Origin of the sequence: Alloacidobacterium sp. (assembly GCF_035631355.1) — a bacterium.
GTDB lineage: Bacteria > Acidobacteriota > Terriglobia > Terriglobales > Acidobacteriaceae > Alloacidobacterium.
Genome location: NZ_DASQIX010000027.1, coordinates 1 through 5,288, shown reverse-complemented (window position 1 = coordinate 5,288; position 5,288 = coordinate 1). Strand labels below are relative to the sequence as shown.

Genomic DNA, 5,288 nt, shown 5'->3' with positions numbered 1-5,288 from the left:
TCGATTGCTGTTGAGCGCGCTGCCCGCAACCATGTCCAGCATGTGGGCGATGATCGGGTTCACCGTCTCCTGCATGATCGGGCTGGTCTTTGGTATCTATCCCGCATGGAAGGCGGCGAACCTCGATCCGATTGAAGCGCTGAGATACGAATGACAGAGAAATAGGGAGGTAGGGAATTAGGTGCCCTCTTCCCTGTTCGCCATCTCCCTGCCCTTATACACTGAGCATTCATGCTCGCCCTTATCGTTGAAAGCATAACGACCATCCTTGCGTTGTGCGGGCTGGGATTTTACCTTGCGGCGCTCTGGAGCGCGCGTGCATTCGTTCGCACCCGGCGCCCGGTTGCGGCCACATTTCACCCTACCGTCAGCATGCTGAAGCCGCTGAAGGGATTCGATCATGAAATGTATGCGAGCTTCGCCAGCCACTGCCGCCAGCAGTATGCAGGCGAGTATGAAATTCTATTTGGCGTCAGCAGCATGGGTGATCCGGCAGTCGCAGCCGTCGAGCAGTTGAAGGCCGAGTTTCCGCAGGTTGCCATCCGCATCGTTCTCTGCTCGGAAGCGCTGGGCGCGAACGGCAAGGTAAGCAATCTGGCGCAGATGGTTCCACAGGCCCGCTTTGGCTACATCCTCATCAACGACAGCGATATCAAAGTCTCGCCGCGCTACCTCGAACGCGCAATGGCCCCGTTTGTTGATCCCAAAGTCGGCATGGCAACTGCGCTTTATCGCGGACGCGCGCATGGCACTCTGGGGTCGAAGATGGAGGCGCTTGGCATCTCAACCGACTTCGCCGCTGGAGTGCTGACGGCGCGAAAGCTAGAAGGCGGCATTCGTTTCGGACTCGGGTCGACGCTTGCGATGTCGCGGGAAGCGCTCGACGCAATTGGCGGGCTTGCTCCGCTCACCGACCATCTTGCCGACGATTACGAGCTCGGCGCTCGCATCGCCGCCAAAGGCTATCGCGTCGAGTTGATCGATGAAGTGGTCGAGACAACGGTCCCGGCTTATAGCTTCCGTCAGTTCCTCGCACATCAGCTACGCTGGACGCGCGGCATGCGCGATGTTCGCAACTGGGGCTACGCCGGAGTTCTTTTCACCTTTGGCTTGCCTTGGGCCATCCTTAACCTGATTACCGCGGGCGCAAGCCTTTCGAGCTTCGCCCTGTTGAGCCTTGTCTGCGCAGCGCGAGTGACGCTGGCGCTCGCGATTGGTGTCGGCCTATTGCGTGATCGGCAGGTTTTGCGCGACCTTTGGCTGCTGCCATTGCGCGACATGGTGGCTCTCTGTATCTGGGTATGGAGCTACGCGGGAAACACAATTGTCTGGCGCGATCAGACTTTTAGTTTGCAGAATGGCCGGCTGCAGAAATAAGCAGGAGCGCCCCGTTTCCGATTGTCGAGCACTATGTGCAGCTCGATCAAAATTCGGCGCCGTGCGAGCTGGGCTGGTTGCTCAGGATTTCTTTGCCGCCGCTGCGCCCGATGACAAACGGCTGCCCTGGCAACTGGGGAGCCTGGTCAACCGGGGTCCAGAGAAAGACACGGTTCTGTCCGTTCCACATCTGCGTCAGCGCATCATTATCGATAAAAATCTGCGGCGCATCGGGAAAGAAAGAGCCGTACCATAGGCCTCCACCGCGGCCATTAAGAACCGTGACCTGTCGTTCCAGATAAAAGGCCAGAGAAGACGCGCGCTCATAGCGGCCATTGACCACGATTACGTCGTCGCTGTCCATTTCAGGCTTGATGGCGTTGGCGAGAATCTGCGATGAGAGGGCCGGTGAAAGTGTATTCAGCGCCAGGTGTGCGGCGATAAGGAATGCCGTAACTGTACCTAAAAGAAAACAGTTGGCCATGCGCGCCTTCGCCCTGATCCGGAACCAGAGATTCGCGGTAAGGCCGACAAGAATCGCAGCAATCGTAATACTGAGCGGAACGCGGAATGCTCCCAAGGCGCGTCGTGTCAGGTCAAAGAAATGTCCAAAAAACAGCCTGTGAGTTCGCGTGATTTGCCGCAGTACCTGAGTCACATCGGTGCCAATCGGCAGCGGCTTATAGTGGATGGCAAACACAAGCAATGCAACAGCGGTAATAAGACCGGCAATGAACAGCGCCCAGGCAATAATCTTTCCTGCTGATGAGGGTGCGCGCTCGTCTTCTGCGAGCCAGTACCCGGCCAGCAGCGCGAGAGGCGGCAGCGCAGGCAGTACGTAGTATTCCTGCCTTGCCGGGAAGCTGAAGAAGACCATTACCACTACGGCCCAGATGACGAGCAGAAGCATTGCTCGCTGGCGCTCATCCAGTTCCTCGCGGCGAAAGACCTGTCCCCAATGCATGCGGGCCAGCACGGTAAGCGCGAAGATGCACCACGGGGCGATGAAGGCCAGCAGCAGCAGCCAGAAGAGCGGCAAGGGCACGGAATCGAAGTTTGGCGTACTACGGTTGAAGTAGCGTCCGAGCTGCTCATGAACAAAATAGAACCACGCGAATCCGTGTACGCTGCCCTGCGTAGGCGAAGAGCCGGGAGCTCCAATCGATGGATTCCGCAGGGCCGCGATGATATGCCAGGGCACGGCGACAATCAGGAAAGCAATCGTCCCGGTCACGGGGTGCCAGCGCAGAAGATGGCGCAGCTTCCGCGTGAAGAACAGGTAAACAACAATAATGACCAGCGGGAAGATTGCGCCGACTAGGCCCTTCGTCAACACGCCCAGTGCACAGCAGATATCGAATCCTAAGGCCGTTACCAGCGATGGCTTCGTCTCGCCCAGCGACTTCCAGAAAAAGAACGTCGCCAGCGAAAGCCAGAGACAGAGCACTATATCGGGCATAAGGATGCGCGTGAATCCGAAGATGCCGCTCGCGGTCAGCAGGCACAGCGCGGAGTAGAAGCCGGCCTGCGGCGAAGCGAAGAGTCTTCGTCCCAGTACAAAGATGACGAGAAACAGGGCCAGCGCGTAGAGCGCGAGCGGCAGGCGGGCGGCCCAGTCATGTTCGCCGAAAATTCTGAAGCTGGCGGCAACGCTCCAATATAGAAGCGGGGCTTTCTCCAGATAACGGATTCCGTTGACGTGAAGTGTGGCCCAGTCGTGCGTCAGCACCATCTCGCGTGCGGCCTCGGCATGCAGCGCGTCGGCGTCGTCAAGCAGCGGCGGACGCACCAGTGCGAACGAGCCATAGAGGAGCAGCCATAGACCCAGAATGGGAAAAAGGAAGCGCTTCATCTGCGGAGATGATTATAGAGAAGCGGGCGGCTTTGTATTTACCAATCGGATAACGGCGTTTGTGGTTCAGCGCCTGCGGCCAGCTCTACAACTTGTTGAGCATGATTCAGATGAGGAAAATTCCGAGCAAAAAAAATTGCAACGTGCCCTGTGCGACTTGCCGACTCTACATGTTGGCCTCTATATTGTTTCTTCATTTTAAAACTGTGTCCGGTGGGATGCCGGCTGCAACACTAAACCCTCCAACTATCCACATATCGAGGAAGTAGGAAAAACATTCATGGCGCAGATTTTTGACCGTAGCTCGAACGCGCTGGCACGGATGAGCCTGGTCTTGACGGGGTTGATCGTAATCGCTTTAGGCGTCACGTTGAATGAACTGCAAAGGTCGCCGTGGGTGACCCGCCAGGGGCAGCGCGCCGACCAGCCTGTTCCATTCAGCCATAAACACCATGTGCAGGGGCTTGGTCTTCAATGCCAGTACTGCCATACGTCGGTTGAGAAGTCGAGCTATGCGGGTATCCCTCCGACCCGGACCTGCATGAACTGCCATGCGCAGATCTGGACCAATGCCGAACTGCTTGAGCCGGTGCGGAACAGTTGGGCGACAGGCCAATCGATTGTCTGGACCAAAGTTCACGACCTGCCGGACTTCGTTTACTTCAGCCATGAAATCCATGTGAACAAGGGCATCGGCTGTTCGAGCTGTCACGGACGCGTCGATGAGATGCCGATCATGTATCAGGAAAACACGCTGCAGATGGAATGGTGCCTGAACTGCCACCGTCATCCCGCTGTAAACCTGAGACCCACCAGCGAAATCTACAACATGGCATGGACAGGCCCGACTGAGCTTAAACCTGTATGGTGCGCGGTCAAGCAGTCTGCGAAACCCGGTGTGCCGACCGGCCAGGATGTGACCTGCGTGCAAACCGATCCCACTTCCAATACTGGTGGTCAGTTGGCTTCTCTGCACATGCTGCCCGTCGGACTCCATGGACAGACAGCCAGCGATGCTGGAGGCGCGGCAGCAGCTCCCGCGGTGCTGAATTACCAGAAATTCACCAGTCAGGAAGAGCTGGGCAAGTTCCTGGAAGTGCAATATCACATTCGCTCTCCACGCGACCTGACGAGCTGCGAGGTCTGCCACCGATGAAACCCGCAGGCGCGCAAGGCGAAAGACACGATCAAGAGATGAGCACAAACGGATTAGTGAAGCTGGAAAAGCCCCTGACGCTCGAAGAGGTCCGCAAAGAGCTGAACGGCAAAACAGGCAAGAAATACTGGCGGAGTATCGACGAGCTTGCCGGCAAGCCGGAATTCGGCGAGATGTTGAGCCGCGAGTTTCCCCAGCAGGCATCGGAATGGATTGATCCGGTATCGCGCCGCGGTTTCCTCAAGCTGGCAGGTGCTTCGCTGGCGCTGGCCGGGCTGTCGGGCTGCACCAAGCAGCCTGAGGAGTCAATCTATCCCTACGTCAAGGCGCCGGAAGACCTTATTCTCGGCAAGCCGATGTATTTTGCCTCGGCCTTCCCCTTTACGACAGGCTCAGTGCCCGCGCTGGTGAAGAGCGACGCCTTCCGCCCCATCAAGATTGACGGCAACCCCGAGCATCCATACAACCAGGGCGGCTCCGACCCGATTCTGCAGGCGACGCTGCTCGACATGTACGACCCTGACCGCTCGCAGCATATTCTCTATCGCGGCGAAACGCGCCCCTGGGTGTCTTTTCAGGCGGCGTGGCGCGCGATGCTGGCTGACAAGAAGTCTTCCAGCGGCGGAGCGGGACTTTACTTCCTGAGCGGCACAGTCACTTCGCCCACGCTCGCGGCGCAATGGAAGAAGGCGCAGGCCAGCTTCCCGAATGCGAAATGGATCCAGTATGACGCGGTGAACCGCGACTCGGCTTATGCTGCTGCCAAGGCGGCTTTCGGCAATTTTCTGGACGCGCAATTCAAGCTGGACGCGGCGGACGTGGTCCTCTCGCTGGACGCGGATTTCCTCTCCGGCTCGCTGTATCCGGGTTTCCATCGGCTGGCGAAGGACTACGCCAACAAGC

The 5,288-nt window shown here is 58.0% G+C and carries 5 protein-coding genes; 4 read left to right on the top strand and 1 reads right to left on the bottom strand.

Annotated elements, in window-relative coordinates:
- Together VEV40_RS20680 and hpnI are read left to right on the top strand one after the other, a co-directional pair.
- The coding region (locus VEV40_RS20680; RefSeq protein ID WP_414637807.1) for an ABC transporter permease at positions 1 to 154 on the top strand (154 nt) is incomplete at its 5' end.
- Between the two features lie 77 nt (positions 155 to 231).
- A complete protein-coding gene (gene hpnI / locus VEV40_RS05690) occupies positions 232 to 1,377 on the top strand; it encodes a bacteriohopanetetrol glucosamine biosynthesis glycosyltransferase HpnI (protein WP_324830776.1) in 1,146 nt (381 codons plus the stop codon).
- Positions 1,378 to 1,423: 46 nt separating this feature from the next.
- On the opposite strand, the gene VEV40_RS05685 is transcribed toward hpnI, so the two are convergent.
- Positions 1,424 to 3,229 (bottom strand): ArnT family glycosyltransferase, encoded by a 1,806-nt coding sequence (locus VEV40_RS05685; protein ID WP_324830774.1) that lies wholly within the window; start codon positions 3,227 to 3,229, stop codon positions 1,424 to 1,426.
- 280 nt (positions 3,230 to 3,509) lie between these two features.
- Here VEV40_RS05685 and VEV40_RS05680 point away from each other — a divergent pair, with 280 nt between their 5' ends.
- Both VEV40_RS05680 and VEV40_RS05675 read left to right on the top strand, forming a co-directional pair.
- Entirely contained in the window at positions 3,510 to 4,385 is an 876-nt protein-coding gene (locus VEV40_RS05680) for a cytochrome c3 family protein (protein ID WP_324830772.1), read from the top strand.
- Between the two features lie 38 nt (positions 4,386 to 4,423).
- Positions 4,424 to 5,288: TAT-variant-translocated molybdopterin oxidoreductase (locus tag VEV40_RS05675; RefSeq protein ID WP_324830771.1), on the top strand; the 865-nt coding region annotated here is incomplete at its 3' end.